The sequence below is a fragment of the Vibrio sp. Y2-5 genome, assembly GCF_014596725.1.
GTDB lineage: Bacteria > Pseudomonadota > Gammaproteobacteria > Enterobacterales > Vibrionaceae > Vibrio.
The window spans coordinates 17,734-43,216 of the sequence record NZ_JACVEG010000002.1 but is presented as its reverse complement, the minus strand read 5'-3'; the positions used below and the strand labels follow the sequence as shown (position 1 = coordinate 43,216).

25 protein-coding genes are annotated in these 25,483 nt (G+C 42.4%); 17 read left to right on the top strand and 8 right to left on the bottom strand.

Translation table 11 applies throughout. The features are described 5' to 3' along the window. Nucleotides 1-63: 63 nt before the first annotated feature. Nucleotides 64-501, bottom strand: a complete 438-nt coding sequence (locus HUO09_RS05245; RefSeq protein ID WP_167410584.1) for a DUF3069 domain-containing protein — start codon at nucleotides 499-501, stop codon at nucleotides 64-66. Nucleotides 502-641: 140 nt separating this feature from the next. Between HUO09_RS05245 and HUO09_RS05240 the strand changes: the two genes are divergently transcribed. Next, nucleotides 642-1,610: a diguanylate cyclase gene (locus HUO09_RS05240; RefSeq protein WP_167410583.1), complete on the top strand. Its 969-nt coding sequence runs from the start codon at nucleotides 642-644 to the stop codon at nucleotides 1,608-1,610. On the opposite strand, the gene HUO09_RS05235 is transcribed toward HUO09_RS05240, so the two are convergent. Beyond that, nucleotides 1,607-2,449, bottom strand: coding sequence for a LysR family transcriptional regulator (locus tag HUO09_RS05235; protein WP_188233230.1), 843 nt, complete (start codon nucleotides 2,447-2,449; stop codon nucleotides 1,607-1,609). The two genes, HUO09_RS05240 and HUO09_RS05235, sit on opposite strands and share 4 nt — an antisense overlap. 141 nt (nucleotides 2,450-2,590) lie before the next feature. On the opposite strand from HUO09_RS05235, the gene HUO09_RS05230 reads away from it, so the two are divergent. The 9 genes from HUO09_RS05230 to HUO09_RS05190 all read left to right on the top strand — a co-directional run bounded on the left by HUO09_RS05230 (nucleotide 2,591) and on the right by HUO09_RS05190 (nucleotide 12,983). Next, nucleotides 2,591-4,108 (top strand): arylsulfatase, encoded by a 1,518-nt coding sequence (locus HUO09_RS05230; RefSeq protein ID WP_188233229.1) that lies wholly within the window; start codon nucleotides 2,591-2,593, stop codon nucleotides 4,106-4,108. Nucleotides 4,109-4,174: 66 nt separating this feature from the next. Continuing rightward, the gene (locus HUO09_RS05225) at nucleotides 4,175-5,473 is read left to right on the top strand and encodes an anaerobic sulfatase maturase (RefSeq protein WP_188233228.1); all 1,299 of its coding nucleotides are present in this window, start codon (nucleotides 4,175-4,177) and stop codon (nucleotides 5,471-5,473) included. 66 nt (nucleotides 5,474-5,539) lie between these two features. After that, complete coding sequence (locus HUO09_RS05220) at nucleotides 5,540-6,523, top strand: MoxR family ATPase (protein WP_188233771.1); 984 nt, start codon at nucleotides 5,540-5,542, stop codon at nucleotides 6,521-6,523. A gap of 5 nt (nucleotides 6,524-6,528) precedes the next feature. Beyond that, nucleotides 6,529-7,479: a DUF58 domain-containing protein gene (locus HUO09_RS05215; RefSeq protein ID WP_188233227.1), complete on the top strand. Its 951-nt coding sequence runs from the start codon at nucleotides 6,529-6,531 to the stop codon at nucleotides 7,477-7,479. After that, nucleotides 7,476-8,003 (top strand): DUF4381 domain-containing protein, encoded by a 528-nt coding sequence (locus HUO09_RS05210; RefSeq protein WP_188233226.1) that lies wholly within the window; start codon nucleotides 7,476-7,478, stop codon nucleotides 8,001-8,003. Before HUO09_RS05215 ends, HUO09_RS05210 begins: the two co-directional genes overlap by 4 nt. After that, nucleotides 7,996-8,991: a VWA domain-containing protein gene (locus HUO09_RS05205; protein ID WP_188233225.1), complete on the top strand. Its 996-nt coding sequence runs from the start codon at nucleotides 7,996-7,998 to the stop codon at nucleotides 8,989-8,991. Before HUO09_RS05210 ends, HUO09_RS05205 begins: the two co-directional genes overlap by 8 nt. Then, nucleotides 8,984-10,693: a VWA domain-containing protein gene (locus tag HUO09_RS05200; RefSeq protein ID WP_188233224.1), complete on the top strand. Its 1,710-nt coding sequence runs from the start codon at nucleotides 8,984-8,986 to the stop codon at nucleotides 10,691-10,693. Before HUO09_RS05205 ends, HUO09_RS05200 begins: the two co-directional genes overlap by 8 nt. Further along, nucleotides 10,686-11,933: a BatD family protein gene (locus tag HUO09_RS05195; RefSeq protein WP_223159327.1), complete on the top strand. Its 1,248-nt coding sequence runs from the start codon at nucleotides 10,686-10,688 to the stop codon at nucleotides 11,931-11,933. Before HUO09_RS05200 ends, HUO09_RS05195 begins: the two co-directional genes overlap by 8 nt. A 66-nt stretch (nucleotides 11,934-11,999) precedes the next feature. Further along, nucleotides 12,000-12,983 (top strand): HAD family hydrolase, encoded by a 984-nt coding sequence (locus HUO09_RS05190; protein WP_188233223.1) that lies wholly within the window; start codon nucleotides 12,000-12,002, stop codon nucleotides 12,981-12,983. Nucleotides 12,984-13,047: 64 nt separating this feature from the next. Here HUO09_RS05190 and HUO09_RS05185 read toward each other — a convergent pair whose 3' ends face one another. Beyond that, complete coding sequence (locus HUO09_RS05185; protein ID WP_167410582.1) at nucleotides 13,048-13,668, bottom strand: response regulator transcription factor; 621 nt, start codon at nucleotides 13,666-13,668, stop codon at nucleotides 13,048-13,050. A 484-nt stretch (nucleotides 13,669-14,152) separates the two neighbouring features. On the opposite strand from HUO09_RS05185, the gene HUO09_RS05180 reads away from it, so the two are divergent. From HUO09_RS05180 to HUO09_RS05165, 4 genes are read left to right on the top strand one after another with little or no spacing between them, the layout of a single operon-like run. Then, the gene (locus tag HUO09_RS05180) at nucleotides 14,153-14,776 is read left to right on the top strand and encodes a hypothetical protein (RefSeq protein WP_167410581.1); all 624 of its coding nucleotides are present in this window, start codon (nucleotides 14,153-14,155) and stop codon (nucleotides 14,774-14,776) included. 24 nt (nucleotides 14,777-14,800) lie between these two features. Next, the gene (locus tag HUO09_RS05175; RefSeq protein WP_102939584.1) at nucleotides 14,801-15,127 is read left to right on the top strand and encodes a carbon storage regulator; all 327 of its coding nucleotides are present in this window, start codon (nucleotides 14,801-14,803) and stop codon (nucleotides 15,125-15,127) included. A gap of 1 nt (nucleotide 15,128) precedes the next feature. After that, complete coding sequence (locus HUO09_RS05170) at nucleotides 15,129-15,806, top strand: C39 family peptidase (protein WP_188233222.1); 678 nt, start codon at nucleotides 15,129-15,131, stop codon at nucleotides 15,804-15,806. A 17-nt stretch (nucleotides 15,807-15,823) separates the two neighbouring features. Beyond that, nucleotides 15,824-16,378, top strand: a complete 555-nt coding sequence (locus HUO09_RS05165) for a hypothetical protein (protein WP_167410579.1) — start codon at nucleotides 15,824-15,826, stop codon at nucleotides 16,376-16,378. A 40-nt stretch (nucleotides 16,379-16,418) separates the two neighbouring features. Here the strand turns inward: HUO09_RS05165 and HUO09_RS05160 are convergent, their stop codons facing one another. Continuing rightward, nucleotides 16,419-17,414 carry a transporter gene (locus HUO09_RS05160; protein WP_188233221.1) on the bottom strand — a complete coding sequence of 332 codons (996 nt, stop codon included), beginning with the start codon at nucleotides 17,412-17,414 and terminating at the stop codon, nucleotides 16,419-16,421. 544 nt (nucleotides 17,415-17,958) lie between these two features. On the opposite strand from HUO09_RS05160, the gene HUO09_RS05155 reads away from it, so the two are divergent. The 3 genes from HUO09_RS05155 (at nucleotide 17,959) to HUO09_RS05145 (ending at nucleotide 21,103) form a co-directional block, all read left to right on the top strand. Further along, nucleotides 17,959-19,332, top strand: a complete 1,374-nt coding sequence (locus HUO09_RS05155) for an L-cystine transporter (RefSeq protein ID WP_188233220.1) — start codon at nucleotides 17,959-17,961, stop codon at nucleotides 19,330-19,332. A gap of 122 nt (nucleotides 19,333-19,454) precedes the next feature. Then, nucleotides 19,455-20,003 (top strand): DUF2127 domain-containing protein, encoded by a 549-nt coding sequence (locus tag HUO09_RS05150; RefSeq protein WP_306464306.1) that lies wholly within the window; start codon nucleotides 19,455-19,457, stop codon nucleotides 20,001-20,003. Nucleotides 20,004-20,404: 401 nt separating this feature from the next. Further along, nucleotides 20,405-21,103: a response regulator gene (locus tag HUO09_RS05145; RefSeq protein WP_167410576.1), complete on the top strand. Its 699-nt coding sequence runs from the start codon at nucleotides 20,405-20,407 to the stop codon at nucleotides 21,101-21,103. 59 nt (nucleotides 21,104-21,162) lie between these two features. Here HUO09_RS05145 and HUO09_RS05140 read toward each other — a convergent pair whose 3' ends face one another. The 4 genes from HUO09_RS05140 to HUO09_RS05125 all read right to left on the bottom strand — a co-directional run bounded on the left by HUO09_RS05140 (nucleotide 21,163) and on the right by HUO09_RS05125 (nucleotide 25,481). Continuing rightward, a complete protein-coding gene (locus HUO09_RS05140) occupies nucleotides 21,163-22,218 on the bottom strand; it encodes a 4-oxalomesaconate tautomerase (RefSeq protein ID WP_188233219.1) in 1,056 nt (351 codons plus the stop codon). Nucleotides 22,219-22,462: 244 nt separating this feature from the next. Next, the gene (locus tag HUO09_RS05135) at nucleotides 22,463-23,977 is read right to left on the bottom strand and encodes a tripartite tricarboxylate transporter permease (RefSeq protein ID WP_188233218.1); all 1,515 of its coding nucleotides are present in this window, start codon (nucleotides 23,975-23,977) and stop codon (nucleotides 22,463-22,465) included. Between the two features lie 20 nt (nucleotides 23,978-23,997). Next, nucleotides 23,998-24,483, bottom strand: a complete 486-nt coding sequence (locus HUO09_RS05130) for a tripartite tricarboxylate transporter TctB family protein (RefSeq protein WP_188233217.1) — start codon at nucleotides 24,481-24,483, stop codon at nucleotides 23,998-24,000. 14 nt (nucleotides 24,484-24,497) lie between these two features. After that, on the bottom strand, nucleotides 24,498-25,481 hold the full coding sequence (locus tag HUO09_RS05125; protein WP_188233216.1) for a tripartite tricarboxylate transporter substrate binding protein: 984 nt from the start codon (nucleotides 25,479-25,481) through the stop codon (nucleotides 24,498-24,500). Between the last annotated feature and the right edge of the window lie 2 nt (nucleotides 25,482-25,483).

Sequence of the window (25,483 nt, the reverse complement as noted above, 5' to 3'; positions counted from 1 at the left end):
TGAATGTTTGGATGTAAAAAAGCCCGCAATTGTTAGCGGGCTTTTGTCTGTATGTCGCTAGAGTTATTTTGCGAATACGTCTTTGAAATCACGCTTTAGAATTGGGTCACGACGAGCCTTCTTAAGCTGTTTCGCCATGTCTTTCACACAGTCGTACAAAACTTTGTCAAGCAATTGAGAGCGATATTGCTCTTTGTCTTCTTCAGTCATGTCTTTTGGCAGTTGAATGCTTGGAAATTCTTCCATCACATTAATACCAGCAAACGCTTGGCTAACAGAAATAAGTGCATGAAACTGCTCAAAATTGTCCAAAATGTTTTGTGCACTCGCTGGAAGTTCATCCCAAGCTTCACGAACAGCTTCTTCAGACACCTCATGGATAGATGTCACCATGTGGTACATCTCTTCTGGTACTTGGTCAAATTCGATTACTTGGCGTAACTCTGCAGAGATGGCTTCTAAGTCCACTGTCGTTACTTCGTTTTGAGTTGTCTCAGACATGAAAAAATTCTCGATATGAAAAACTGTAATGCTAGAAATTTTAGGTGAAATGTCAACATAAGCTTTTCAATATTAAGCGGTGAAAGGCTGTGAAAGTTATGCTATACGTAACTATATTATTGTAATGACACGAGAATAGCATGGTAGCTTCCGGTTCCTCGATGCGAATTTTGTTGGTTGACGATGTGCAGCTAGACAGAATGCAGTTAGCGATTCGTTTAAAACAACTTGGACATAATGTTGAGGCCGTTTCCAGTGGACGCGAAGCGTTATTACTTTACCCGCAATTTGATCCCGAGTTGGTGTTGCTGGACATCTCTATGCCTGATATGGATGGCTTTCAACTGTCTCAGGAATTACGTTCTCGTTACCAAGATGACTGGATCCCCATTATTTTTCTTAGTGGACATGACGAACCCGAGGTTATCGCACAGGCTATAGAGGCTGGTGGCGATGATTACCTAATTAAACCAGTAGATAAAGTGGTACTGAACTCTAAACTTCTCGCCATGCAGCGGATTGCTAATATGAGAAGGGAACTGAAACGTACCAGTGCTAAGTTGGAAGAGCTCAATAGAGTGTTGCAGCATCAAGCCAATGAAGATGGTTTAACTCAAGTTTTTAATCGCCGTTTTATGGACGAAAAGCTCAAAGAAATGATCTCTTGGCATGGACGTCATGGTGGTTCCTTTACGGTAGTCCTATTCGATGTTGATCAGTTTAAGTTGTTTAACGACAACTATGGTCATATAGAGGGAGACCATTGCCTGTACACCATTGCGCAAGTTGCCAGCAAATTGTTTTGCCGTAGCGGTGAATATGTAGGGCGCTATGGTGGAGAAGAGTTTGTGGTCATGCTTTCTCACAATGAAAATTGTGAAATTGCCGCTGAACGAATTCATAATGCGATTCATGCCCTGTGTTATCCCCACGCATTTAGCTCTATATCTGAATATGTGACGGTTTCCCAAGGTGTCGTTTCTGTCACACCGACAGGTAAAGAAACCTTATCAGATGTCTATGAAGTGGTAGACAAAGCCCTTTATGAGTCTAAATCACAGGGACGTGATCGTTATGTGGTCAAGCATGTACAGTACACTGAGAGCTAGAGCTTAACGTTGGCTAGTTTCTGTTTAATATTTTCTCTCAACGCTTTGTGAGCAGGATTATTAAGCTCTCTTTTGTGATAGACCAAGTGATAAGGTGCCAAGTCTGTTTTGATTGGGCACTGTAAAACTTGCAAATCTAATTTTTCTGCCCATTTTTGCGCAAATGACTTATTCACAAACGCTAGTGCATCGCTTTGTGAAGCGTGGAGGACAACCCCCGCGATAGACCCACTAATAATATCGGCTTTTCTTTCTTCAATCGGCTCTTGAGTAATTTGTTCAAATCCTCGCAGGTTTTCCCACATCGCGGAATTAAGGACATGAAGTTCCTGATAATATTGCTGCTTCGTTATTGCCCCGTTGATCCGTGGGTGTCCTTTACGACAGACCACAACCAAGGGTTCTCGATGTACTTCTTCAATAACAAATGAACTGTCTTTAGTCAGAATTGTATCGACGATCAAATCCGCTTTCTGCTGCCGCATAAGTTCGAACAAGGCACCTTTGTCTTGAGGTGACTCAGTAAAAGTAATGTTTTCCATCGGCCAAAGGCTGTGAAGGATTGCTTCATTACAGCATACGTTGAAATGCTCGCGCATGTGAATGGCATTTTCGATAATGTCTAATGCCTGGCGAAAAAGTGGCATCAGTTGATAACCTTTTGCTGTCAACTCTATTCCTCGACCACTTTTGACGAACAGTGCCTGCCCATACTCTTTTTCCAACCTTTTGATAGCAGAGCTTACGGCTGGTTGGGTGATATTCATCTGTTCAGCGGCTTTGGTATAAGACAAATTATCAGCCACAACTAAAAATGTACGTACTAAATTAAGGTCCATAATTCATCAATCCATAAATTTAATTTATGGATAATAAAACAAAAGGTGAATAGTTTCCTGTTTAATTTACGTTTAGACTACTTTTGATATGTGCATGTTTGAATAGATGTAACTAATTCACAACCGTCAAATGGAGTCTTTATGAGTACAGGTGCTAAAAAGCGCTCAAGCAAGTTGCTGCTAAATGCATGCACACTTGCGATGGGAGCCGCTTCTGCGACCGCATACGCGGCAGATAAGCCAAACATTCTAGTTATCTTTGGTGATGACGTGGGTTACTGGAATTTAAGTACTTACAACCAAGGTATGTTGGGCTATACAACTCCGAACATCGATAGTATTGCTAAAGATGGTGCGAAGTTTACTAACTTCTACGCTCAGCAAAGTTCTACTGCGGGTCGTAGCGCTTTCATTACAGGTCAAATGCCAAAACGTACTGGTTTAAGTAAAGTGGGTATGCCAGGGGCAAAAGAGGGTATTTCTGAGAAAGATCCAACGATTGCTACCATCCTGAGAGACATGGGTTATGCAACTGGTCAATTCGGTAAAAACCACTTAGGTGACCGAGATGAACACTTGCCAACTAACCACGGCTTTGATGAGTTCTTTGGTAATCTTTACCACTTGAATGCAGAAGAAGAACCAGAAAATGTGGATTACCCACAAGATCCTGAGTTTAAGAAGAAGTTCGGTCCTCGTGGTGTGATTCACTCATACGCTGACGGTAAAATTGAAGATACTGGTGCTCTGACTCGTAAGCGCATGGAAAACGTGGATGGTGAGTTCCTTGAAGCTGCTGAAGGCTTTATGGAGAAACAGGTAAAAGCGAAAAAACCGTTCTTTACATGGTTTAACACCACACGTATGCACAACTTTACTCACCTTCCAGATGAGTACAAAGGTGCTACAGGCCATGGCTTCTATGCTGATGGTGTGAAACAGCATGACGACCAAATCGGTCAAATTCTGCAGAAAGTTAAAGATCTAGGCATCGAAGACAACACTATCATCGTGTATACCACTGATAACGGCCCTATGATCAACCTATGGCCAGAAGCTGGTATGAGCCCATTCCGTAGTGAGAAAAATACGGGTTGGGAAGGCGGCTTCCGTGTTCCAATGATGATTAAATGGCCTGGTCACATTGAAGCAGGTCAGACTCTAAATGGTATTACTTCCCTAGAAGACTTCTTCCCGACATTAGTCGCAGCGGCTGGTAACGGCAAAGTGAAAGACGAGCTTCTAAAAGGTAAGAAAGCGGACGGTAAGTCATATAAGGTTCACCTAGATGGCTATAACCAACTTCCTTACTGGACTGGTAAATCTGAAGAGTCAGCACGTAATGAATTCTTCTACTGGAGTGATGACGGTGATTTATTTGCTTTACGTCAAGGCAAAATGAAGTTCCACTTCAATATCCAAGAGAACGAAACAGGCTTAGAAATTTGGCAAAAACCGCTGACTAAGTTACGTGTTCCACAGATGTACGATCTAAGTATTGACCCATTTGAGCGTGGTGATACCGGTATTGGCTATGGCCAATGGATGTATGAGCGTTCATTCTTGATGGGACCAGCTGCAGCTAAAGTGGCTGAGATGATGGAAACGTTCAAAGAGTTCCCTCCTCGTATGGAAGCGGGTTCTTTCGTTCCAAAATAACCTCATTGGTTGTAATTTAATGGTGGCGCTCTACGGAGCGCCCTATTTTGAAATAAGGACGTATAAATGACAAAAACCTCAATGCGCGCTTCAACAATGCTAGATGTGGTGGCGTTAAAGTCAGCGTATAAAGATTTAAGTGATAAACCTCAATACCAACGTCGTTTTCACGTGATGGCAAAACCGGGCGGCGCGAAATGTAACATTGACTGCCAATATTGCTTTTACTTGCACAAAGAAGATCTGCTTCATCAACCAAAACAACCCAAAATGGATGATGAAACTTTAGAAGCCTTTGTGAAGAGCTATATTGAGAGTCAAGATGGCGAAGAAATCGTCTTTTCTTGGCAGGGTGGGGAGCCTACTTTACTTGGTCTGGACTATTTTCGCCAAATCGTCTCTTTGCAAAAGAAATATCAACCGCAAGGTGTTCGTATTGAGAACGACCTGCAAACCAACGGTATCTTACTCAATGATGAATGGTGTGAGTTTCTTGCGCAGAACAACTTCCTCGTCGGCCTTTCAATCGATGGGCCGGAAGAGATCCACAATAAATATCGCGTCACACGCAGCGGCAAACCTACCTTCCATTTGGTGATGAAAGCAGTTGAAACCATGAAAGCTCATGGTGTTCGATTTAATGCCTTGGTGACAGTCAATAACCACAATGTTAAACATCCACTCGAAGTGTATCGATTCCTTACTCAGGAGTTAGGGGTTACCTACATTCAGTACAACCCTGTTGTAGAGCCAAGCGATTTTAAAACCACAGCGCCACAGTTCTGGAATGAGAGCATGATTCCAACGGTAGGCAGTGAACTGGCTAAGCCGGGACACCCTATGTCGGTAGTAACGGACTGGTCTCTAGATGCTGACGACTGGGGGCAGTTCCTGATTGCGACGTTTGAAGAGTGGGTGAACAACGACCTTGGTCGAGTGTTGGTTAACTTATTTGAAACTGCAGTTGCTCAAGTAATGGGTAAGCCTTCCCAGTTATGCATTACGGCTGAGTTTTGCGGTAAAGGACTCGCTATTGAACACAATGGTGATGTTTTTAGCTGTGACCACTATGTTTACCCAGAATACAAACTCGCCAACGTTAAAGATCGCCCGTTGAATGAGATGGCTTTCTCTGTTCGACAACAAGCCTTTGGTACCGCAAAACGTGACTCTTTGCCTAAATATTGTAAAGAGTGTCCATACCTGAAGTTGTGTTGGGGTGAATGTCCGAAAAACCGCCTGTTAAAAACGCCTGACGGCGAAGACGGGCTGAACTATCTATGCCCGGGTATTAAGGCCTTCTTTGACTACTCACTACCGATCTTAACGGGCATTTCTGTCTTACTTGGGCAAAACAACAAATAGATTGAACAACATATTGGCTTGGACAAAACGACTTAGTAGGAAACAACAATGGCAGCAACTGACGATATGACTAATCAAGCTCACTCTGATGTGGTGACATTATTAAACTATTTAGATTCACAAGTTGTTGGTCAGAAATCGGTCGTCAAAGGAATTCTACTTGGTCTGTTGAGCAGCGGGCACGTTCTGTTGGAAGGGCTACCGGGAACTGCGAAAACTCGTTCCGTTAAAGCGCTGGCGAATGCCCTGTCTATTTCATTTGGTCGAATTCAGTTCACGCCCGATCTGTTACCTTCTGACGTAACAGGTACTGAGGTACTGCAGGAATCAGAAGGTAAATCTTCACTGCATTTCCAACCGGGGCCAGTGTTTAACCAGATTGTTCTGGCGGATGAAATCAACCGAGCTCCTGCCAAAGTTCAGGCAGCACTGCTTGAAGCAATGGCAGAAGGCACTATTACGGTTGCAGGTGAGACTCACTCCTTACCTGAGTTATTCATGGTTCTGGCTACGCAAAACCCAATAGAGCAAGAAGGTACTTATCCTCTGCCTGAAGCTCAGATGGACCGTTTCCTGCTCAAAGTGTGTGTCGATTACCCAACCCACAGCGCTGAACGCGATATCATCCGTTTAGTGCGTCAGGAAGAGGCGGGAGAGTGGTTTTCTTCTGGTATGGAACGAGTCTCTATCGATCCAGCTTGTATTACTCTGGCACGAAAAGAAATTACGAAAATTGAGCTTTCCGAACTGGTGGAAACCTATATCGTCAATTTGGTGATGGCGACACGTGAGCCGGAGCAGTATCCAGAGTCTAAGTTGTCTAACTGGCTTGCCATTGGTGCAAGCCCTCGTGCTTCTATTGCTTTAGACAAATGTTCCCGAGCACTGGCTTGGTTAGAAGGCCGTGACCATGTGATTGTAGATGACGTTCGAGCCGTGGCACCGATGGTGATGGGGCACAGACTGAGCTTGTCTTATGAAGCACTCGCTGATGGTATCAGTCAGCAAGATTTGGTCATGGAACTACTGGACGTCGTCAATATTGGGTAATTGATATGGATGATAAGCAAGAACGCTTAGACCCACGCATTTACGTTGACATCAAACAGCTCAATCGTACGCAAAGCCACGTAAGCAGCATTAATTTACTGGGTGCTCGTTATTCTCGTGCGCAGATGTCAGGCCGCTATCATTCCCACGCTCGCGGCCGAGGTCTGAATTTTGAAGAGTTACGTCACTACCAAAAAGGTGACGATATTCGTCAGATGGACTGGAAAGTGACCCAACGAACGGGCAAGCCGCACGTCCGTAGTTATACCGAAGAGAAAGATCGTCAAATTATCCTCTGTGTTGATCAACGCAGCGCTATGTACTTTGGTTCGGTAAGTCATATGAAGTCTGTGGTTGCAGCTGAAATTGCAGCACTGATGGGTTGGATGGCGTTAGCACAGAATGACCGTGTGGGTTTTCTCATTTGTGACCATCAAAGATTCCACTGGCGCTCTGCTAAACGCGGCGGTAAATCGTATCTGCTTGGTCTGAACGATCTGGTGGAAGCTAACCATAAGCTTAATGTCGACGTGCAAAACTCTGCCACTGTCGGTATGAGCCACTGGCTAAAAGCGTTACAGGCGAAAAAATTAAAATCAGCCACGTTCATCATCATCAGCGACTTTACCGATGCCGATGACCAGACGCTTCGCCAACTGCAATATTTGCATCAACACAACGATGTAATCAGTGTCTTTGTCTCTGATCCTTTAGAGTCGTCTATGCCTACTCACAGCTCGGGTTCACCTTGGGTTATCGGTGATGGCGAATATCAGTTTGCTTTGGAGCAAGGAAAACAGAGTGAAAAGGCTTATGAAACCCTGCAGCAACGTCATGAAGAAAAGCGAGCACAGCTGAAAAAGCTAATGGCTGCGCAAATACTGCCGTGTATAGAAATTGGTACTCATGGTGACCACTTTGTCGAGCTCGCCAAATATCTGGAGGTGATGAAATGATCCCTAAGCCGCCAGACAGCTACATGTTAAGAAACATTCGCGATGTTGAGTTGCCGGAAGTATTCAGTTGGTTTCCTCAGACGATAGGCTGGAAAATCGTCTTTACCTTGATCGTGTTATACGCCAGTTATCGTATTTATCGTTATGCGAAGCACTGGTGGAACAACCGTTATCGTCAGGAAGCGATAGCCGCACTTTTGTCTCTCACTCCTGATGACGCCAATTGGCCCTATCAAATGGTTAAGATAGTGAAAGCTGTAATGGTGTATCTGGACAAAAGAAACGCAGCTTTGTATGGGGTTCAATTACTGTCTCAAATGGATTACTTATCTACAGATAGCTTGTCTGAAAAAAACAGTTCTGCTGGGCTACAAGCGGGTTTGCAACATGATGATGTATATCTTCAATGGTTGGCTTGTGTCGAAAATTCCAAGTTGGAAAAGCCGGATTTTGACCGTGTGCGAAGTGGCTTAGTTGTTTGGGTAAAAACGCATCAAGTGATATCGGAAGGTGAGCATGAGTAGTATTGAATTTGCGCACCCTTGGTACTTTTTATTGTTGCCACTTCCTTTGCTGGTGTACTGGTTGGTACCGGCTTATCACAGCCGTGAAAGCGCAATTAAAGTGCCTTTCTTTTCTCAGATCCTTGAAGCCTTAAACGAATCACCGAAAGAAGCGGCAGGTTTGCTTACTTCCCAATTGTGGCAAAAAGCCACGCTGTTTATTTCATGGTTATTGATTGTGACGGCTTTGGCTCATCCAAGTATTTTGGGCGAAGTTCAAACCAGAGAAGAGTTTGGCCGTGATGTTATGGTGGTGGTCGATTTGTCCGGTTCGATGGCAGAACAAGATTTTACAACAGACGGAAAAAGTTTAACGCGTTTGCAAGCGGCAAAACAGGTATTGAAAGAATTTGTGGCTAACCGAGAAGGTGACCGTTTTGGTTTGATTCTGTTTGGCGATTCTGCATTTGTACAAACGCCATTTACCGCAGACCGCTCCGTGTGGCTGAGTTTACTTAACGAATCCGATGTCGCCATGGCAGGACAGAGCACTAACCTTGGTGATGCAATGGGGCTTGGTATTAAAGTGTTTGAGCAGAACCGCGATCCAGAACAGCAAAAAGTAATGATTGTACTGACTGACGGCAATGATACAGGCAGTTTCGTTGAGCCTATTGATGCAGCCAAGATCGCTGCGGCTAAAGGCATTAAAATCTACATGATTGCAATGGGTGATCCTGAAACTGTCGGTGAACAACCGCTGGATATGGACGTGATAGAACGGGTATCCGCTCTGACCAAAGCACGCTCGTTTACCGCAATTGATCAACAAGCACTAAGTGATGCCTACAAGCTGATTGATGAGCTGGAACCGCAAACTTACAGCATGGCGACCAATCGTCCTAAAATCAGTCTTCATCATTATTTGATTATTGCTTTAGTGGTCATGCATCTGTTTGTGTTTGGCGCTCTCACCATCAAACGTATTCGAGAGGTGCCAAATGAGTGATTGGCAGCTTGAATGGCAATATCTTTTGCAGTTTCATTTTTTACGCCCTTGGTGGTTACTGGCATTAATACCATTGGCAGTGATTTTCTATCTACGCTGGAAGGAGAGTTCTGATGAAAATCGCTTTGCTTTTTTTCCACCTCATCTACGCAAGGCATTAACCGTGCAACGTTCAGGCTGGGCAAATCAACTGCCGCTCAAAATGCTTATGGTACTGCTTGTCCTGTCTGTTCTGATCTGTGCTGGCCCGGCATGGCAAAGACAAGCTTCTCCATTTGGTGAAGATTCAGCGTCGCTAATGATTCTGCTTGATAATAGCGAAAGCATGCAGCAGAAAGATGTCGCACCGAGTCGATTGGAGCGAGCAAAACACAAGATCACTGATTTAACAGAGTTGCGTGCTGGTGGTAAGACAGGACTGATGGTGTATGCGGGCAGCTCCCATGTGGCGATGCCGCTTACCAAAGATAATCAGGTAATATTTCCATATTTATCGGCGTTAAACTCAGACATCATGCCACTTGCGGGGAAGGCTCCTCAAACCGCGTTACCTTTGTTATCACATCAAATTGAAGCCAATAAGGGCAACTCAATCCTATTAGTGACGGATGGCGTTGATGCCAACGCGGTAAACGAGTTTGAACGCTATTTTGAAAATCAGCCTTATCAGCTACTCATTCTCGCAATCGGTAATTCGAATGTAACTGTTGATTCTCCGATGGATATGGCCTCTTTGCGCACACTGGCAGCAAAGACTAATGGCAAGCTGATTGAAATGAGTATTGATGAAGCTGATGTTACTCAACTTAATAGCCAAATTGAGCGCTTTATGTTGATTAATAGTGATTCTTCCATGCCCTGGCAAGATGAAGGCTATCGCCTGTTATATCCACTAGTATTGCTGATGTTGCTGTGGTTCCGTAAAGGTTGGCTAGTGAAGTGGAGCTTGGTGTTGGTAGTGAGTATGCCCTCACTTATGCCAAACGCTGCGAACGCTGCGGGTATGGTATCGAGCAAAACAGAATCGACAGTTGCTACAGAGCAAGCGACGTTATGGGACAAAACCGAACAGTGGTGGATGGATTTATGGTTAACGCCTGATCAACAAGCGCAGAGGTTGTTTAATCGCGGCGATTACAAGCAAGCGGCCGCTCACTATCAAAAACCTCTGAACAAAGGCATTGCATATTACTACGCAGGTGAGTTCAAACTGGCGCATTCTGCCTTTATGCAAGATAACACCCCACAAGGGCTTTATTACGCGGCTAGTGCATTAGCCAGACAACGCGAGTACGTAGCAGCTCGTGCTCTGTTAAGGCAATTAAACGAGTTGCCCGATCTCGATAGCGTTCTGCAACAGAATATCGCTCACAACCTTAAAGCCATCACTGCAATCATTGATGAAATCAACATCATGAGTGAATCTCAGGCCAACAGCTTAGATCTCGATCAGGAGGTTTCCATTGAACTGCCTGACGGCCAGCCGCAAACAGCTGATGGCGCAGATGAAAACACTTCTGAAGAAAATATGAAAAAGCAGCAGCTCAGTGCAGACGATATCTTAGGTGACCCAAAGTTTGCGGAAGTATGGCTGAAGCGTGTAGAAGCCGATCCAAGTCGCTTCTTACAGTCTAAGTTCCAGATTCAGTACAACCAAGCAGGTTCTGCAGTGAACAGAGCGGAGGATACGGGAAATGATTAAGTGGACTCTGCAACGCTTTTCAGAATTTATGCGCGCCATGACATTAGTGGTGTTGCTGATTTTGAGCGGAATGACATTTGCTGACGAGGCTCAGCCTACACAAGTGACAGTGAAAACCTGGCTTGGTAGCAAACCGACAGATGAGCGGCAAGTGTTTGCGCCTACTCAACAAATCATCCTCAATATCGAAGTGTCTACTAACACTTGGTATACCGCAGGCACAAAAATTTCATCGTTAGAAATACCGGATGTATTGGTCAAACGCCGCAACCCCTTTGCTGTGAACTCAACGCAGCGCGACAAAGGACAAACATGGTCTCGTCAGTTGTGGGAAGTGGTTCTCTATCCGCAGAAAAGTGGCGACTTTATTGTTCCGCCAGTCTCTCTGGAGGTACAAGTTACTGGTTCAAACGGCGACAAGCAAAAAGTTATATTAGAGACAACTCCTCAGCAATTCAGAGTAGAACTTCCGAGTGCTGAACTTGGCGGGACGCAAAGTTGGTTCGCCGCCAGTGATGTTAAGGTTAAACAAGATTGGCAAGTTTCTTCAGACGAACCTAAAGTTGGCGACACTATCACTCGCTTAATTGAAGTTCAGGCGCAAGATTCTCTATCAGTATTATTGCCGAATTTAATGACTAATTCAGTCAATGACGCATGGCAGGGGTACCCAAATCCTCCTGAACTAACGGATACTCAAAGCCGTGATGGTTACCTATCAAAACGTAAAGACAGCCTCACTTATGTATTACAGCAAGGTGGTGACATTACTTGGCCGAGTTATGAAATTTGGTGGTGGAATTCGAAAAAGCAAAGCTTGGAGAAAATCACGATAGAAGGGTACAAGGTGCATGTTAAGCACACGCTAGCCTCATGGTTAAAAGCCTATCGTTATATGATCCTTGTTACTGCTATGGTTCTGTTCACGTTGGTAATGCTTATGCTTACCGCCCGTCGTTATTACCGTACTCATCCTTCTCCTGCATGGGTGAATTATTATTTATCTGTGTTTAAAGGACAGTGGCCGCAAGCGCGTACCTTGCTGTACAGAAAAGTTCGCAAGACTTCTGGCAGCTTAGAAATTTCCCATACAATGCCAGAACACTTACAAACCAAATCTTTGCAAGTTCAGGTGGGTGACGTTAACCGTATGGTTATGTCGACGCTATGGCAGAACGTAAAACGCAAAGTGAACCGCAGAAACATCATACCCAAAGCATTACCGGAGTTGGAAAAATGAAACTGATACTATTTGTTGTAAGTCATTGATATCTGGCTAGTGAATGATACTAATAAGGAGAACAACGTGAAATTGGCTCAATTAAAAACCTATGCTTTAGCAATATTGTTTAGCTTAGCTTCTCTAAATCTTGCTTGGGCTGCTGAAGATCCCCTTCCGTCATGGAACTCTGGTCCTTCAAAAACCGCGATTATTAAGTTTGTTCAGTCGGTAACCAATGTAGATTCTCCGGACTTTGTTCCAAAGGCTGAACGTATTGCCACGTTTGATAACGATGGAACGCTATGGTCTGAGCAACCTCTTCCTTTTCAGGTTCAGTTTGCGCTCGATAGAGTGAAAGCATTAGCGCCTTCACACCCTAATTGGCAGACAGAAGAACCGTTTGCCAGCGTTCTGAAAGGTGATTTGAAGAGCCTGCACACAGAAGATCTTGTGAAGATGATGTATGTCACTCATTCTGGCATGAATACGGATGAATTTGATGCGATTGTAAAAGACTGGATTGCAACCGCGAAACACCCAGTCACAGGAAAGAAATACCCAGAAATGGTGTATCAGCCAATGCTAGAGCTGTTGGATTATCTGCGCGCTAATGATTTTAAAACCTTCATCGTATCGGGTGGCGGTACTGGATTTATGCGCGCTTGGGTTGAATCTGTTTACGGTATTCCACCAGAGCAAGTAGTAGGTACTACCTTCAAAACTGAGTTTGTGATGAATAACGACGTACCAGAGATCAAGCGATTGCCAGAAATTTTGGTTAACGATGATAAAGTAACGAAACCATTGGAAATTTATGAGCGTATTGGTCATCGCCCAATCGCTGCTTTTGGTAACTCAGATGGCGATTTAGCGATGCTGCAATGGACATACGCAGGTAAAGGTTTACGCTTCCCAATGTACATCCATCACACTGACGCGAAACGCGAGTACAAATACGATCGCGAAATAGAACTTGGTCGTTTAGATAAAGGTCTAGATGAAGCCAAAGCCAAAGACTGGACAGTGGTGGACATGGCGAAAGAGTGGAAAACTGTTTATCCAAACTAACCTAATGAAATAAAAAAATGTCTTGAAAAAGCCGCAATTGACTCACTGATAGCGGCTTTTTTAATTAAGCCCGAGCCAGCTTCATTAGTTTTACGGCATCTCGTCGTTTATGAACATCCAGCTTTTTGTAGATTTTATAGATATGAGTTTTGACTGTGCTTTCAGCCAAAAAAAGCGATTTGGCAATTTCACAGTTTGAGCTGCCATTAGACATGAGGTTCAGTATTTGTCTCTCTCGGTTAGTCAATTGTTCTAAGCATTGATGACTTGAGCAACCAGGAATCCGGTATATGTTGAGCATTCTCTCTAAGCAATCTCGGGGGAGCCATAACCCACCGTTTAAGATGCACGCAATGCTTTCACGTAAGTGCTCTATCTTTGCGTCCTCTAGCAGTAGTCCTTTCAAAGCTTTCCAGCGAATACAGACATCATTTTGTTTCTTTTCTGGCACATTGAAAACCAGCACCCCTAAGTTAAGCACATCAAAATCAGGCAGTTGATTTGATGCTTCTAGCTCCTGACAAACATTGAAATCAATGACCACTAAATCGACTTTATTTTGTGTTGATAATTCGGATACTTCACTCGTCTCAATCTTTATATTCTCAATTTCATTTAATTGATTTTTTATTAAATTATTTTGCAAGGCGTTCTCTGAGATTATCAACAAGTTTTTGATGTTCATAGAAAAACCTAGTTATTGGGTTATATGGGTAGTAATTGTATTCATGGTATTTTTAATAGATTAGCAATGACTGGATGAATTGACCATTTTTTAGGATGTAAATATTAGAAAGTTAGTCATAAATAAACTTTAGTACCACTAAGTGTAATTTTATTAATAATGTTATATTAAATAAACTGTTGAATTTTCTGTGATTGGTTTTTTGATTTTTCTTTGTGTTGTTTTGTCAGTTTTTGAAAGGTGAAAAGTATTTTTTTAGTTGGATTAAATTTCTTTTAAAAACATACTTGCATACTACTTGTTAAAAAGTGTTCATAATGATTTGATTTTGATTAAGTTTATTTACTGCACGTTTGGTTAATTTATTTAATATTTATCATATTTATTCTTAACGTAAATTTATTTTTTATTACTACCTATAATGAATTTGCCAATTGGCATCTAAGCAGTAAATAAAACACTTAATTCACATGGAGTGGATATTATGAATATATGTAAAACAGGTATCGCTATCGCCGTCAGCACATTAATGGCTAGTGGTGCTGCTTGGGCAGTAGTAGACAATAATAATGATGTGTTGAGTAATAACACAACGTATGTTGATGCGAGTGACACTACAACGACAACAACCAATACAGACTTGAGCGATAACAATAGTTTCAATGATACGAACAGCAACAACAGCTCTACTGACGTTGATCTATTGAGTAATAACGACACTGAAACGAATACGCTGACCAGCAATGACAATGATACAGATGTTGATCTGCTCAGTAACAATACTGACAACAGTGTGAACAACAGTGGCAACTCTTCAAACTCCGCGAGTTGGACTGACAGTGCAAACACATACAGCAATTCAGAAAGTTATGAGTTGAGCATTGATTCCGAAGTTGTGGTGGCGAATGCCTCTCTTAGCGGTAATGTATCTGGTGTTGGCGTCAGTTATGGTGGTGGTTTTGTTAGTGCGGGTGTCAGTGTTAACAACATGAATTCACTAGATGGAATGAGCGGTGCAGCAGGTATTGTTACTGTTTCTCAGAACTCTGGTGCGAACTCATTGACACAACAAGCGGTGACTACTAACGCATCATTGTTTACGGATTAATTAATATCTAAGCAGGAGAAAGCGATGCGCTTAGCAATAATCGCCTTGAGTGCGATGGCTTCGCTATCCGCTAGTGCCGATGATATTAATTTGACTGAACAAGAACTGTCTCCAGATGTCATGGAAAGTTCACGAGGTGGTCAATATTACATCGACATTGAGAGTATAACGGCATCGTCTGAACTGAATGGTGTCAATGCTGGAAATACGGTTAATGATTCTGTGACAGGTAACAATATTATGTCTTCAGGTGCATTGGCCAATAGTTCCGGCATTAACAGCGTTATTCAGAATAGTGGAAACAACGTGCTGATACAAAACTCAACGGTCGTAAACCTGACACTCAAATAATATGAACGTTTATCGTTTTTTAATAGTGACGGTGCTGTTCGTGTCAGCACCGTCACACTCATTAAATATACTGCCCAGTCGTGGTCAATTTTCAGTGCCAGTAAAGAGCTACAGTGAAGTTGTGTTTGGCAAAGTATTACGCCAAAAATACGATTTCAGTTGTGGTTCAGCTGCTTTGGCATCCTTACTTTCCTTTCATTACGATATGCCTTCTGAAGAGCAAGACATATTCCAGAGTATGTTTGATAAAGGTGATAAAAAACTTATTGAACAGCAGGGATTTTCATTGCTGGATATGAAAATGTACTTGGAATCTGTTGGTCTTAAATCCGATGGCTTTAAACTCAATTTAGACAAAATCCGTAAGCTTGGTGTACCAGGAATTACGCTGGTTAACTTCGACGGTTACCTACATTTTGTTGTGATTAAAGGAATGAATGATGGTTTTGTCATTTTGGGTGATCCATCAAGAGGGACTATGAAAATGAAGTACGAAAGGTTTGAGGAACACTATCAGGGAATTGTTTTGCTTATTCGCAATCGTGCTGAAGTGGGAAGAACCACGTTTATTACGGATAACGATTTTTCGGTATATGCGTCGTCGCCCATTAAGCAAGGTGTCATAAGAGCAAGTTCCGGAAATCTCGGTGTTCTTCGGCCAAACGTAGGACAGTATTGAATTCTATGGAGGGATGTATGAAATATCGTTACCTATTTGGAGTCATGATAGCTTTAAATATTCCGGTAGGAGAGGTGGTGGCGAACCCAAATACTAACGCTGACTCACTGTTAATGGTTGGCTCTGTTAATCCCCTCGATGACCAGCAACTAGCCAGTTATCGCGGTGGGTTTAAATTTCAAAATGACTATATTGTGAATATTGGTTTGAGTATCAAGACTGCCATTGATGGTAATGTGATGCTCAATTCAAGAATTGCCAATTTAGTGATAAAGAATGGGAATTTGAAAAACCTCGCCATTACGAGCGAGCAAAGCCAACAAGATGTAGGCCTAGTGAACGTCATTCAGAATGGTGGTGGAAACCATATTTCTGTCGATGAGATCTCTTCTTCATATCGTCCTGAAGTTGTCACTGCTTCTTCTATCACCAATATTGTTCAAAATACACTGGATAACAGTGTGATTGGTTTGAGCACGATTGTTGACGTGGACGCACAGGTAGGTTCTGCGTTGCAACAAGTACGTGTGGCAAAGCAGCTTGAAGAAGCCGTTATGGCTCGATTCTATTGATAACCTTTATATCCTTTCTACTATTTGTAGAAAGGATATCTTAAAACGTTACAGGTACTCTTACTGAGAGCTGGAAATCAGGAGTGTCTTCTGTAAGACCCGCTTGAGCGCTTATTCCCAGTGATGTTTTCTTACTAATCGCATAGTTGATTCCAAAGTTAAGGGAGTCCAGTTGGAGCAACTTCGCATCGTCATTTTCCACACCGTTTATTTTGCTTTTCAATATGGTTTTATGGTTAAGCCCAACGGAAAATGAAAAGTCAGGGTTAATAGCAAAACCAAATCCACCACTGAGTGAAATCGTGTCTCCTAAATCAACTTCGACCTGCTGGTTGCCGATTTCCACATCGTCTTTAAAGTTGTAGATGTAGCTGAGGCTTGAATAGATGACGGCGGGATCAGAGGGGAAGATCATGGAAATTGAAGGCTCTGCGCTCCAAAAACCCGAACCAGTAGGGACTTCCAAAAACGAGTTGGTGGTTGAATCGACTTCAACATCGTAAGGGGATTTACCCGAATCGGATTTCACAATTAAGCCCGCTACCCAATAGGGAGTGGTATCAAAATTGAGTTGTTGACGAAGCGCAAACTCAATATCGCCAAGGCCTCCACCGTCTAGGGTCGTATTGATGGTGTTTGCTTCAGCCCCGTCTTGTATGGGTCTGGTGGAGATTTGATCATTTCGATAAACGTAAGGTAGCCGGAGTTCCAATTCAGTGCTTCGGGTTAATCCGTAGCGCATGGTTAGCCCCGTGGTAATTGTTGTCCTATCCGAGTCGGAGACTTCTATTCTACCTACGAGAAGGGTTGGCAAAATAGTGTAACCCACCACGGAAACCTTATTCGATGAATTTTGGGTATAACTTATTGAAGTATCGACAGCGAATTTACCTTTTGGCGTTAAAACACCTGGTCTTTCAATTATGTCACTGACGGATTGTGGGCGCTTCGCCTCATCTTTATCTTCAGCAAATACGGGTTGAAATAAGCTGAATACCACTGGAAGAAAAACGACCGATTTATATTTTATTAACATATGATTTTTCTATTTTGTTAGGTTCTATTTAACTTAGGTAAATAGTCGAGAAAAATCTTATTAATGGTGTTCTGAATATGCTCTGTTATTGCTTGTTGGAATTGTAATTCTTGTTACTTTGTAAGTGGGATATTGTGTGTAAAATTTAAATAAGACAGCAAATATAATAGTAAAGTTTATGGATGTTTTTTCTTATCCTACTTTCATCATACTAATGGTTAAAATATTTCAAATTGAAGCGGTCTCTTCTATTTATTGGACGATCTATGGGAATGATAAGAACTTATGGATACCAGTTGAAATTGCTTGAGACGTCATTGTTCATTTCCTAATGAACCCTTTCTAGACTCATGGATATCTATGAAACGGTTTGGCTTGGTTCCGTTGCTACTGACCATTTGTTGTTTCGATTGAACGATTAAGAACAATTTTGCATATCCAAGAACAAATGTTCATTGGATTAATGCAGCATAAACAACTACTTTACGCTCCTTTGTTAGAATTATATCTAACCTCCCATTTTCCAATGTCTGAGGAATGCAGTATGTCAGTTGCGGTTATCGCTGCTTTAGCAGTATTTACCGGTATTCTCTTCTTGTTGTTTAAACAGCAGCAAAAAACACACACACTTTCACGTCTAGTTCTTTTGGGCCTTGTGTCAGGCAGCTTATTTGGTCTTGGTCTGCAACTCATTTTCGGTGAAAGTAACCCTGTTGTTAGTCAAATCCTAGACTGGGTAAAAGTGGTTGGCAGCGGTTATGTCGGTTTGCTGAAAATGGTCATCATGCCACTTGTTCTCGTTTCCATGATTTCTGCGGTTGTAAAACTGGAGAAAGGCGGTTCACTGGGCAAAATTTCTGCTCTAACCATTGGTGTGCTTCTTTTCACCACGGCAATCTCTGCGTTTATCGGTATTGGTATTGCCCATGTATTTGGTTTGAGTGCAGAAGGCCTGACGGAAGGTGCGCGTGAAACTGCCCGTATTGCGGTACTGGAAAGCCGTTCTGCTAGCGTAAGCGATCTGACTATTCCTCAAATGCTCATCAGCTTTATTCCAACAAACCCGTTTGCTGATTTAACTGGCGCTCGTTCAACATCAATCATTGCCGTGGTTATTTTCGGTGTTCTAACGGGTATTGCAGCACGCAAAGTGATGATTGAAAAAGAAGAGTCAGCATCGTCTATCCGTAGCTTTGTGGAAAACGCTCAGTTTGTAGTTATGCGCCTTGTAAAAATGATCATGGCACTGACTCCATACGGTGTTGCTGCATTGATGACAAAAGTGGTGGCGACGTCTAGCGCGTCAGACATTTTGAATCTTTTGAGCTTCATTGTCGCTTCTTATGTCGCTATTGCTTTGATGTTTGTGGTGCACGGTGTGTTGGTTTCTTTTGTTGGTGTAAGTCCGAAAGAGTACTTCACTAAAATTCTGCCAGTGCTGACGTTTGCCTTCACTTCACGCAGTTCTGCGGCAACGATTCCGCTAAACGTGGAAGCGCAAATTGAGAAGTTACGTGTTCCGCCTGCGATAGCAAACCTATCGGCTTCATTCGGCGCGACAATCGGTCAGAATGGTTGTGCGGGTATCTATCCCGCGATGTTGGCTGTGATGGTTGCGCCTAGTGTTGGTATTGACCCACTGAGCATTCACTTCATTGTTTCTCTGGTTGCGATGATCACGATTAGCTCATTCGGTATTGCTGGTGTGGGTGGTGGTGCGACATTTGCGGCATTGATTGTTCTGCCAGCGATGGGCTTACCAGTAACAATTGCTGCTTTGCTTATCTCGATTGAACCGCTAATCGATATGGCACGTACGGCGCTAAACGTTTCAGGTGCAATGACGGCGGGTACTATCACGAGTCGAATTTTGGGTGAAACAGTTTCAGACGAAGAGCTGCAAACTCAAAAAGCATAAGAAAATACGTTAATTGATTTTATAAAGGCAGGTAATTGAAACCTGCCTTTTTTGTTTCTAGCTGTTTCGTTCAGAAATTGGTTGGTAAAGTGGTAAAGTGGAAAAGTGGCAGAAGGTAGTCGATGATCATAGGAACTTATATTGATGACTGCCGTCTGATTGCTATGCATTTTGAGTTTCCCGAGGTGGGTATGACTTCTTCTCAAAAAGGTTTAAAGGCCATTGCGGCTTTAGAAGCATTTAAAGGTCTTCTTTCTCTTATCGTTGCCTTTGGGCTTCATGTTTTGGCAGGGCAGAATCTTCAACGCGTGGCTGAAACCATTGTGAGCCATGCCCATTTGAATCCAGCTGGCCGTATTCCCAGTTTGTTTATCCACGATATGAGCACATTACCGGAAGGGAAAATACTGATTCTATCTATCGGTGTCTTTGTATATGCAATGATTCGCTTTGTTGAAGCGTATGGGCTGTGGCGAGGTTTTGTTTGGATTGAGTGGTTTGCCCTGATAAGTGGTGGTGTTTATTTACCTTTCGAAATTTATGAAATGGTTACTCATATTAGTGCTATCGGGGTTGGTATTTTCTTGGTGAATGTCGTAGTTGTCTGGTACATGGCGCGTATTCTGTTGATCAAACGAAAAGAGAGGCGTGTGGTATCTGAGGAAGTTTGAGTCGGTGGTGATAGGTGATCCAACATGCCGGTATGCCACTTTTACTTGTGGGTATGCTGGTGGTTGGATTTGACGCTTAAAGATACCTTACTGTTAACCTTATAGTATGTACTGCGACCTATAATCAGATTCAATGTTTCACGTGGTAGTTTGACTCATCTCATCTCTCGGCAATAGCCGTTCATATATTATTGCTTTCACCCTCACCGCTAATAATTAATACCATTAAAACCATACTGGTTATTGTGGCCAAAAAATTACGTACACAAGTCTACGTTTTAGTTAAGTCAACTGAGTATAGTGTGCGTGCTCAGCCACATTAGTAGAAAAGGTATTTTTTTAGCACGATTATAATAATGAAACTTAGTGCACAAATTTTATGTATTTAGAGCGAGCATACTATGTTTAACATTCCAGTCTTAATAGTTGAGGACATTAAAGAAATGTCCAGTATGTTATCCGAGCATATTTCTGGACTTTATCCTTACCAAGTGATTGGCATAGCCCCGACCATAGCTGAAGCGAAGGTGATGATTAACCATCTTAAACCTGCGTTAATTATTCTAGACAACTTCCTTCCTGATGGTACGGGTCTTGATCTGTTAAAATATTTACGAGCCAAGGACAATCCAGTCGATGTTATTTTTGTAACAGCTGCCAATGATTCTCAGACTGCAGTTACAACTGTCCGATACGGTGCTTTTGATTACTTGTTAAAACCCTTCTCTTTGGAGCAGGTTACTGACTCATTAGAACGCTATTTTGAGTTTAATCGTAGCGTGTATATTGAGAAAGGTGAGAATATCAACCAGTCGTTTGTGAAACGGATATACAATACACACCTCAATTCTGACAGCATGACCAAACGACCAAAAGGGATTGATTCAATTACTCTGCAAAGGGTATTGGAAGCATTCGATAATGGTGAAAGTTATACCTCTGTAGATATTAGTGAGAAAACGACAATTAGCAGAACAACTGCCAGAAGATATTTAGAATATGCAACGAATATAGGTCAGCTTGTTGCGGATATTGAATATGGAAAAGTAGGCCGGCCTCAGCGAGTATTTCGCAAAGTATATAATAAGCAGAAAGGTTAAATTGTTGATGTCCTCAGTGACATACTATATATGAGGTATGTCACTGAGGATTTGTCATTTTAAAGTGATACGTAGCCTTCAAAAATTTTCTTAGCCGTTCGGATTAAAGAAACAGAAGATACCTTATCGCCTTCTCTGGCAATTTTAAGATCGATAAAACCAGATGGATGTTCAATGCAACATTCTACAAGTTTCTCTTCTAACTTAAGCAAATCTGAACTTACCGTTCCGTCATGACAAAGTGACATGGTAATAGCAATACTTCCTGTAACTGCAATCGCTTTGTGGCAACGTTTGGGTACATAATATCGAGCGCAGATTGTACCGCGGCTGCTGGCTGGCTTAGCAATTAATACAGGTTTAGGTATCACTTTTTCTGATACATCTCCAAGCCCCATCATCTCACCAGCTTGGCAACGCAGTGCTTCAAGTTTATTCGTGAATTCAGTATCGGCATCCAGTTCAGCAGGAGATTCATAACCCGTTTTACCGAATTGTGTCGCATCAACAATCATTACGGGGATGGCTGCATCAATACAACTAATACTAAATTCGCCAATGTGGTCGGTGGTATTCCCAGTGGGAAATAGCTTGCCCGTTTTCGCGCCTTCAACGCCGATGAAGTTAAGTTCAATTGGCGCTCCTGGGCTATTTACACCACTGATATAGGTGTCACCCTCGTAGCTTACTTTTCCGTTTGGTGTTTGTACGTTCGCGTGAATGATTTTGTTGGTATTCACGTTGCGGATTTTTACCGTTGTCATTTCTCCTTGAACTTCAACCAATCCTTTTTCAATTGCAAAAGGGCCAACACCAGAGAGAATATTTCCGCAGTTAGGTGAAAAATCGACAGTTCGCTCTTCTATGCCTACTTGAGCAAACAAATAATCAACGTCAACATCTGGTTGGTTGGAGGGGCCGACAATCGCTACTTTACTGGTTAAACTATTGCCACCACCAATGCCTTCTACTTGGAGTTCGTGACCTGAACCCATTACATTCACTAAAATTTTGGCTATTTCTTCTTGGCTTTGTGGTAAATCGGTAGAAAGGAAATAGGGCCCGCGGGAAGTACCGCCTCTCATTAGAGTACATGGCAGCTTTTGCTCAGTCATAAGATCCTCATTAATAGATTGTTTGTGTGGAGTCAGGCTATATTCGGATAAATGAAGAGAGAGAATTGCGATAATCAAAGCGAGTTGCTTGGGAAATAAAAGATACTATGAACGTAATGGATAAAATTACGCTTCCTATTTGTTTACTAATTTCAGATAAAAATGAAATAGGTATAAAAATAAAGCCGTTACATATTATGCAACGGCTTCTTTTAAGATCAATTTAGGTTATGTTTAATTCGATTTAAGCTGAAGCTATTTTCTTTTCCTTTCTTATAGCAAGCTTTGAGCTAATCATTGGCCAGAAGATCATGCCCACTACAGCAATAAAAATAATAACGGTAATTGGACGTTGGAAGAAAGATAAATAGTCACCATTTGAAATAAGTAGTTGGCGACGGAAGGTCTCTTCCATCATATTTCCCAATACAATACCCAAAATTAAAGAAGCAGAAGAGAACTTAAATTTCTTAACAAAGTAGCCGAAAATACCAAACGCTAACATAATCCAGATTTGGAACACATCGTTCGTTCTTGCATAAGCACCAATAATTGAGAACATCACAATCATTGGAGCAATTAAGCCGTAAGGTAATCTAAGAACTGCCGCGAATGCTTTCACCGCAATACGACCACTGAAGAACACGATGATGCTTGCAATCAACATTGAGAAGAAGATGCAGTAAAGCAGTAAAGGTTGCTCTGTCATCAACTGTGGTCCAGGTTGCAAACCTTGCAATACCAATGCAGCAAGAATGATCGCGGTTGTTGGTGAACCTGGAATTCCCAGTACCAACGTTGGAATCATCGCACCGCCACCCGCAGCATTGTTTGCTGTTTCTGGAGCTAGTACACCTTCTTCCGCACCTTTACCAAACTGTTCTTTATGTTTACTTGAGCGAGCGGCTTCGCCATAACTAACGATAGAAGCAATTGAGCCGCCTGTACCCGGTAAGATACCAACAGCAGTGCCGATGATAGCAGACTTAAGCACAGTAGCCTTGTAAGACCAGAACTCTTTAAGGCTGATGCTTTCAAGCGAGACTTTGCCAGTGTCACCAGTCGTATTATTGTTGTTATTTGCACGGTCAATGATTTGTTTGAATACCTCTGCCATGGCGAATGAACCGATCATGATAGGGATATATTCAATACCATTAAGGAATTCCAGTCTGCCAAATGTCAGGCGAGAAACCCCGGTCATTGGGTCCATACCAACCATTGCGATAAGAATACCGATAAGGCCTGTAGCAAGTGCTTTTCCAAGGTTTTTTGAACCCACAGAAGAGATACATGCCATACCAAGAAGAGTGAGGGCAAAGTATTCAGCACTTTGGATTTCTAATGCGATGGTAGACAGTGCGGGTGCCAGAAATAGCATGACTAATACGGAAAAGATGCCACCGAATGAAGATCCAGACATAGCAAGCCCAAGAGCTTTACCAGCTTTGCCTTGTTGTGCCATTGGGTAACCGTCAAATGTGGTCGCTACCGACTCTGCTGTTCCCGGTGTGTTGAATAGTATTGCAGTAATTGAGCCTCCGTAAGCGGAACCAGCATACAACGCAACAAGCAGAATAATAGAAGGGTAGATCCCCATGTAATAGGTGAATGGGATCATCAGAACGATACCCATTGAGGAACTGATACCCGGAAGTGTACCAAAACACACACCCAAGAACATACCGACGATGATCAAGATAAAGTTCGCAGGTACAAAGATAACTTGTAATGCGTCTAACAATAATGAGAAGTCCATTATTTTACTCCAGATTAATATTAGTAGAGTAGGTAACTAATTGATTGGAAAATACTGATACCGCGCGGAAGTGGTATGCTCAAAATATTACCAAATACAACAGTGAACGCGATTGCACTAATTACAGTGGTTAAGGCCAGTTGTAATGGCTTTCTTTGATTAAGAATGTACATTACCGACGAAACGATAATGGCCGCGCCAAACCAAAAACCGACATAATCAATAACCAATACGAACATGACAATCACGGATAAAACCGCAAGGAAACCTGGATCTAACTCTTTAATCTTGCCGTTATTCTTACTAATTTCACCTTGGGCTTTATAAGCCTTAAAGGCTTTATAGAGTGAAGGGATTAAAAGTAAAACAGCCAAAATAATAACGACCTGAGGAAATCCGGCAGGACCAATTGGGTCACTCATGCGAGCAGTGTTGATATCGAGTGAAGCGTTAAAAAATAACCCTAGCACAGTTAAAAGAAATACATGGAAGATTATCTCGCCCATTTTATTTACCTCGCTTATTTAAGCCCAACTTTAATGGCGACTTTGTCAAATTTCTTATATTCAGATTCCCATTGTTTATAAAAACCTTCCGCATCAAGGTATCCTGGGCGAATATTAACTAAGTTCAGCTCTGCAAAGTCTTTATATTCTTTTGTGTCATAGGCCGATTTCATTTTATCAATCAGATACTGTTTAACTTCTGGAGCTGTACCTTTCTTAACAACAAACCCACGCCATGAACCGATAGTAACGTTGTAGCCAAGTTCAACGGCAGTTGGCACTTCTTTAAATACATCAATTTGATCAATACGTTGGTCATTCAATACCAGAACTGGTTTCACTTTACCGTCTTTAATGTAATTGACCGCTGATACAATTTTGTCCAAGTAAATGTCGACTTCACCGCCCAGTACAGCCGCTTTTACTTCTGAACCAGAACGGTAAGGGATGAATTTTACTTGAACGCCAGTTTCATCAGCTAATGCGTTAAGAGTTAAATCGTCCAGTCCGCCAGGGCTTACGCCACCAAATGTGACCGGGTGAGTTTGTCCGAATTTAACCAGATCTTCGAATGACGAAAATTGACTGTTTTCAGGTAGGCACAATACGTATACATCTGATTGAATCCGTGCAAGCGGTTCAAAATCACGCATAAATTTAACCGCCTTACTGACGCCTAGCGCATCCGCAATCACCATAGAAGGGGTCACTTCTAAGATAGTGTATCCATCGCTAGGTTGTTGAGCCGCATAAACCATTCCGACAAGGCCACTACTTCCTTTTTTATTGATCGCCTGAATAGGTTGAGACATATCGTTGGCCATTAGCGTAGAAAATTTACGAGCGAAAGTATCGCTAGCACCACCTTCACCAAAAGGAATAATCATTTCAATGGGTTTTGCTGGGTATACTGCTTTATCTTCTGCTTTGTTTTCTTGCCCACAGCCTGCAAGTAATAATGCAGCTGCAACGCTTGATAGAGCAATTAACTTTTTCATAT

What these genes read in the sequence shown, in the direction of transcription:
- HUO09_RS05225 (WP_188233228.1), top strand. Translation starts at nt 4,175, where the DNA reads ATGACAAAAACCTCAATGCGCGCTTCAACAATGCTAGATGTGGTGGCG.
- HUO09_RS05180 (WP_167410581.1), top strand. Translation starts at nt 14,153, where the DNA reads ATGAATATATGTAAAACAGGTATCGCTATCGCCGTCAGCACATTAATG.
- HUO09_RS05145 (WP_167410576.1), top strand. Translation starts at nt 20,405, where the DNA reads ATGTTTAACATTCCAGTCTTAATAGTTGAGGACATTAAAGAAATGTCC.
- HUO09_RS05205 (WP_188233225.1), top strand. Translation starts at nt 7,996, where the DNA reads ATGAGTAGTATTGAATTTGCGCACCCTTGGTACTTTTTATTGTTGCCA.
- HUO09_RS05195 (WP_223159327.1), top strand. Translation starts at nt 10,686, where the DNA reads ATGATTAAGTGGACTCTGCAACGCTTTTCAGAATTTATGCGCGCCATG.
- HUO09_RS05140 (WP_188233219.1), bottom strand. Translation starts at nt 22,218, where the DNA reads ATGACTGAGCAAAAGCTGCCATGTACTCTAATGAGAGGCGGTACTTCC.
- HUO09_RS05185 (WP_167410582.1), bottom strand. Translation starts at nt 13,668, where the DNA reads ATGAACATCAAAAACTTGTTGATAATCTCAGAGAACGCCTTGCAAAAT.
- HUO09_RS05175 (WP_102939584.1), top strand. Translation starts at nt 14,801, where the DNA reads ATGCGCTTAGCAATAATCGCCTTGAGTGCGATGGCTTCGCTATCCGCT.
- HUO09_RS05240 (WP_167410583.1), top strand. Translation starts at nt 642, where the DNA reads ATGGTAGCTTCCGGTTCCTCGATGCGAATTTTGTTGGTTGACGATGTG.
- HUO09_RS05235 (WP_188233230.1), bottom strand. Translation starts at nt 2,449, where the DNA reads ATGGACCTTAATTTAGTACGTACATTTTTAGTTGTGGCTGATAATTTG.
- HUO09_RS05200 (WP_188233224.1), top strand. Translation starts at nt 8,984, where the DNA reads ATGAGTGATTGGCAGCTTGAATGGCAATATCTTTTGCAGTTTCATTTT.
- HUO09_RS05125 (WP_188233216.1), bottom strand. Translation starts at nt 25,481, where the DNA reads ATGAAAAAGTTAATTGCTCTATCAAGCGTTGCAGCTGCATTATTACTT.
- HUO09_RS05220 (WP_188233771.1), top strand. Translation starts at nt 5,540, where the DNA reads ATGACTAATCAAGCTCACTCTGATGTGGTGACATTATTAAACTATTTA.
- HUO09_RS05210 (WP_188233226.1), top strand. Translation starts at nt 7,476, where the DNA reads ATGATCCCTAAGCCGCCAGACAGCTACATGTTAAGAAACATTCGCGAT.
- HUO09_RS05135 (WP_188233218.1), bottom strand. Translation starts at nt 23,977, where the DNA reads ATGGACTTCTCATTATTGTTAGACGCATTACAAGTTATCTTTGTACCT.
- HUO09_RS05230 (WP_188233229.1), top strand. Translation starts at nt 2,591, where the DNA reads ATGAGTACAGGTGCTAAAAAGCGCTCAAGCAAGTTGCTGCTAAATGCA.
- HUO09_RS05130 (WP_188233217.1), bottom strand. Translation starts at nt 24,483, where the DNA reads ATGGGCGAGATAATCTTCCATGTATTTCTTTTAACTGTGCTAGGGTTA.
- HUO09_RS05245 (WP_167410584.1), bottom strand. Translation starts at nt 501, where the DNA reads ATGTCTGAGACAACTCAAAACGAAGTAACGACAGTGGACTTAGAAGCC.
- HUO09_RS05165 (WP_167410579.1), top strand. Translation starts at nt 15,824, where the DNA reads ATGAAATATCGTTACCTATTTGGAGTCATGATAGCTTTAAATATTCCG.
- HUO09_RS05215 (WP_188233227.1), top strand. Translation starts at nt 6,529, where the DNA reads ATGGATGATAAGCAAGAACGCTTAGACCCACGCATTTACGTTGACATC.
- HUO09_RS05155 (WP_188233220.1), top strand. Translation starts at nt 17,959, where the DNA reads ATGTCAGTTGCGGTTATCGCTGCTTTAGCAGTATTTACCGGTATTCTC.
- HUO09_RS05150 (WP_306464306.1), top strand. Translation starts at nt 19,455, where the DNA reads ATGATCATAGGAACTTATATTGATGACTGCCGTCTGATTGCTATGCAT.
- HUO09_RS05160 (WP_188233221.1), bottom strand. Translation starts at nt 17,414, where the DNA reads ATGTTAATAAAATATAAATCGGTCGTTTTTCTTCCAGTGGTATTCAGC.
- HUO09_RS05170 (WP_188233222.1), top strand. Translation starts at nt 15,129, where the DNA reads ATGAACGTTTATCGTTTTTTAATAGTGACGGTGCTGTTCGTGTCAGCA.